General features: G+C 37.5%; 5 protein-coding genes. All 5 read right to left on the reverse strand.

Annotated elements, in window-relative coordinates; all coding sequences use genetic code 11:
• On the reverse strand, positions 1 to 728 hold a 728-nt coding region (locus tag VIL26_02965), incomplete at its 3' end, for a cysteine desulfurase family protein (GenBank protein HEY8389899.1).
• Between the two features lie 18 nt (positions 729 to 746).
• Positions 747 to 1,145: an Rrf2 family transcriptional regulator gene (locus VIL26_02970; protein HEY8389900.1), complete on the reverse strand. Its 399-nt coding sequence runs from the start codon at positions 1,143 to 1,145 to the stop codon at positions 747 to 749.
• Positions 1,146 to 1,181: 36 nt separating this feature from the next.
• Positions 1,182 to 2,438 (reverse strand): serine hydroxymethyltransferase, encoded by a 1,257-nt coding sequence (gene glyA / locus VIL26_02975; protein ID HEY8389901.1) that lies wholly within the window; start codon positions 2,436 to 2,438, stop codon positions 1,182 to 1,184.
• A 56-nt stretch (positions 2,439 to 2,494) separates the two neighbouring features.
• Positions 2,495 to 2,812 (reverse strand): thioredoxin, encoded by a 318-nt coding sequence (gene trxA / locus VIL26_02980; protein HEY8389902.1) that lies wholly within the window; start codon positions 2,810 to 2,812, stop codon positions 2,495 to 2,497.
• Position 2,813: 1 nt separating this feature from the next.
• A partial coding sequence (locus tag VIL26_02985; GenBank protein ID HEY8389903.1) for a SoxR reducing system RseC family protein occupies positions 2,814 to 3,132 on the reverse strand: 319 nt, incomplete at its 5' end.

Raw genomic sequence — 3,132 nt, forward strand, 5'->3', positions numbered from 1 at the left:
GGAACATTGGAAGTGCCGCCCCTTAGTCCTCTTTCCTGATTTCCGCCAGCTATCAACCTATCAATTTTAGTTCCCTTTTTTATATACAAAGCACCGATACCTTTAGGTCCATAAAATTTATGCGCACTCAAAGTCAATAAGTCCACTCCCAAAGCATTGACCTTGACATTAAGAGTTCCTATCGCTTGGACAGCGTCCGTATGAAATAATATTTCTGGATTGTATTTTTTTACAGTTGCGCAGATTTCTTTGATTGGCTGAATAGTGCCTATTTCATTATTGGCAAGCATAATAGAAACCAAAATGGTATTTTCGTTAAGTTCATTTACCACGCTTTCGGGAGTAATGACTCCGTCTTGATCTGGCAAAATCTTAACGACTTCAACACCATGTCTTTCCAAATCTTCTACGCAATTAATAATAGAAGAATGTTCTATAGCACTTGTTATGATTCTTTTTTTTGTTTTTTTAGAAGCGTCAACAATACCTTTCAAAACCCAGTTGTTGGCTTCGGTAGCACTGCTTGTAAAATATATTTCATGCTCCTGTGCGCCTAAGGCATTGGCTGTTTGTTCGCGAGCATGAATTACAGCGTATTCTGCTTGTCTGCCAAAAAAATGCTGACTTTCAGGATTGCCGTAGTTATCGCAAAAATACGGCAACATACTTTCAAATACTTCTCTATCCAACGGCGTTGTAGCCGCGTTATCCAAATATACTTTCATCATAATATATAATAACCCAAATCAGCATTTATAGTCATTAATTAGATCTTGCAAACTATGGCTATCTAGTAAGTTATTAATTCCGATATACAGCTTTTTTAGGATATTGCGGTTTGGACAATATTCGTCATTGCATTCATCGGATACGCATGCTGTAATTTCAAGATTGTCTTCCAATGCCCTAAAAATCTGTCCTACTGAAATTTCTTCAGGCGATCTTTTCAGACGGTATCCGCCATATAGTCCTCTTACAGATTCGACTATATCGTCTTTTATCAAAAGTCGCATCAGCTTTTCAAGATATTTTGGTGAAACTCTTGTACGGTTAGACAGCTCAGGCAGTGCAAGCATATAATCTTTGCTCAATGCCAGAATGAAACACGCTTTCAAACCGTATCTTGCCTTAGTAGACAATTTCATAATTCACCTAAAAATCCTAAAAAATAAATCTATATCTTATTCCAAAATGTCGTTTTGATAAAGAGGGAAGTTGTCGCACAACTTAATTACTTTTTCTTTTACTGAATCTATCGCACTCTCGCCCTCAATAATAATTTTAGCCAAAAACTCGCCTATTAATTTCATCTCGTTTTCTTTCATACCGCGTGTTGTAACACTAGGTGTTCCCACTCTAATGCCGCTTGTGATCATAGGGCTAAGCTTATCATTGGGTATTGCGTTTTTGTTTACAGTTATGTTTGCTCTATCTAACCATTTTTCAACTTCTTTTCCGGTACGGTTATTTTTGGATAAGTCTATAAGCATAAGATGATTATCTGTACCGCCCGCAACAAGTTTTAATCCATTATCAATTAATGTATCAGCAAGAACTTTTGCGTTCTTTACAATTTGCTTTTGATACTCTTTAAATTCAGGAGTCAAAGCTTCTTTAAATGAAACCGCTTTTGCGGCTATTATATGCATCAAAGGTCCGCCCTGAGAACCAGGGAAAATAGCTTTGTTGACCTTTTTGATGATCTCCTCATCATTAGTCAAAATCAGTCCGCCGCGAGGACCTCTCAATGTTTTATGAGTAGTTGTGGTAACTATATGAGCATAAGGCACGGGATTCATATGTTCGCCTGCTGCAACAAGACCTGCTATATGAGCCATATCTACCATCAGATATGCGCCTACTGAATCGGCTATTTCTCTAAATCTCTTGAAATCAATTGCTCTAGGATATGCGCTTGCTCCTGCCAAAATCAATTTTGGTTTGTGTTCTTTTGCAAGTCTTTGTATTTCGTCATAATCAAGCATTTCGGTCTGCGGATTAAGACCGTAAGATATTATATTAAAATTTTTACCGCTGAAATTAACAGGACTGCCGTGTGTCAGATGTCCGCCATGAGCAAGGCTCATGCTAAGAACTGTATCGCCTATGTTGAGCAAGGCTAAAAATGCCGCCAAGTTAGCATTGGCTCCGCTGTGCGGTTGAACATTGGCATATTTTGCACCAAAAAGCTGTTTTGCACGCTCTATGGCAAGAGTTTCTACGATATCGACATATTCACATCCGCCATAATATCTGCTGTTAGGATAACCTTCGGCATATTTGTTGGTCAAATGTGATCCTGCTGCCGCCATTACCGCCGGTGAAACAAAGTTTTCACTTGCTATAAGCTCCAAATTATGTCTTTGGCGTTCAAGCTCTTTTTTCATGGCCTCATACATTTCAATATCGGCCGCTTTGAGCGATGCAAAATCAATCATTGGTACACCTCACTAATATGTATATTAAATTTTTTTCAAAAGCACTTTTGATGAATTTAGATATTCTTATTGATAAAATCCAAAATCGCAGATTTTGCTTTCAAACCTGTAAGGCTTGCCTGATTTTTTCCGTTTTTGAAAACAACCAGAGTGGGAATAGTCATAACACCGTATTGTCTTGCGGTATCAATATCTTCATCAACATTAAGCTTGGCCAAAAGCACCTTTTGACTGTCAAGCTCTTTTTCAATTTCTTCAAAGATTGGCGCCAAAGCCTTGCAAGGTCCGCACCATGGTGCCCAAAAATCTACAACAACCGTTTTATCGGATTTTAAAACTTCTTGTTCAAAATTGTTTTTATTCAGCACAATCATTTTATTCTACCGCCCCTTCTTTGTTTTCACTTTCCAAAATTCTCAAAATCTTGGGTGAAAAATCATTATTTTTAGCTACGATCTTATCGATAATAAAAACAACAACAAACCCTAAAACCAGCGAACCTATTGCTATAAAGATTGCAAACAGCTCGTTCAATTTAAGACCTATAGCTATAATCATGCCTATAAGCAATAACAGAAGCGGTATTCCAAACACTATCAGATTGGATAGAGTAAGACTTTTGTCTGAAAAACCGACTTCTACTGTATCACCTATTTTTGCGCCAACGTCATTTTTAAGTTTTATGCTTACTTGA

This window comes from Clostridia bacterium (assembly GCA_036562685.1).
In the GTDB taxonomy this organism is placed as follows: domain Bacteria; phylum Bacillota; class Clostridia; order Christensenellales; family DUVY01; genus DUVY01.

Bases quoted from the DNA above. Each gene is read 5' to 3' on its own strand.
- VIL26_02970 (HEY8389900.1), bottom strand. From the start codon at position 1,145: ATGAAATTGTCTACTAAGGCAAGATACGGTTTGAAAGCGTGTTTCATT.
- glyA (HEY8389901.1), bottom strand. From the start codon at position 2,438: ATGATTGATTTTGCATCGCTCAAAGCGGCCGATATTGAAATGTATGAG.
- trxA (HEY8389902.1), bottom strand. From the start codon at position 2,812: ATGATTGTGCTGAATAAAAACAATTTTGAACAAGAAGTTTTAAAATCC.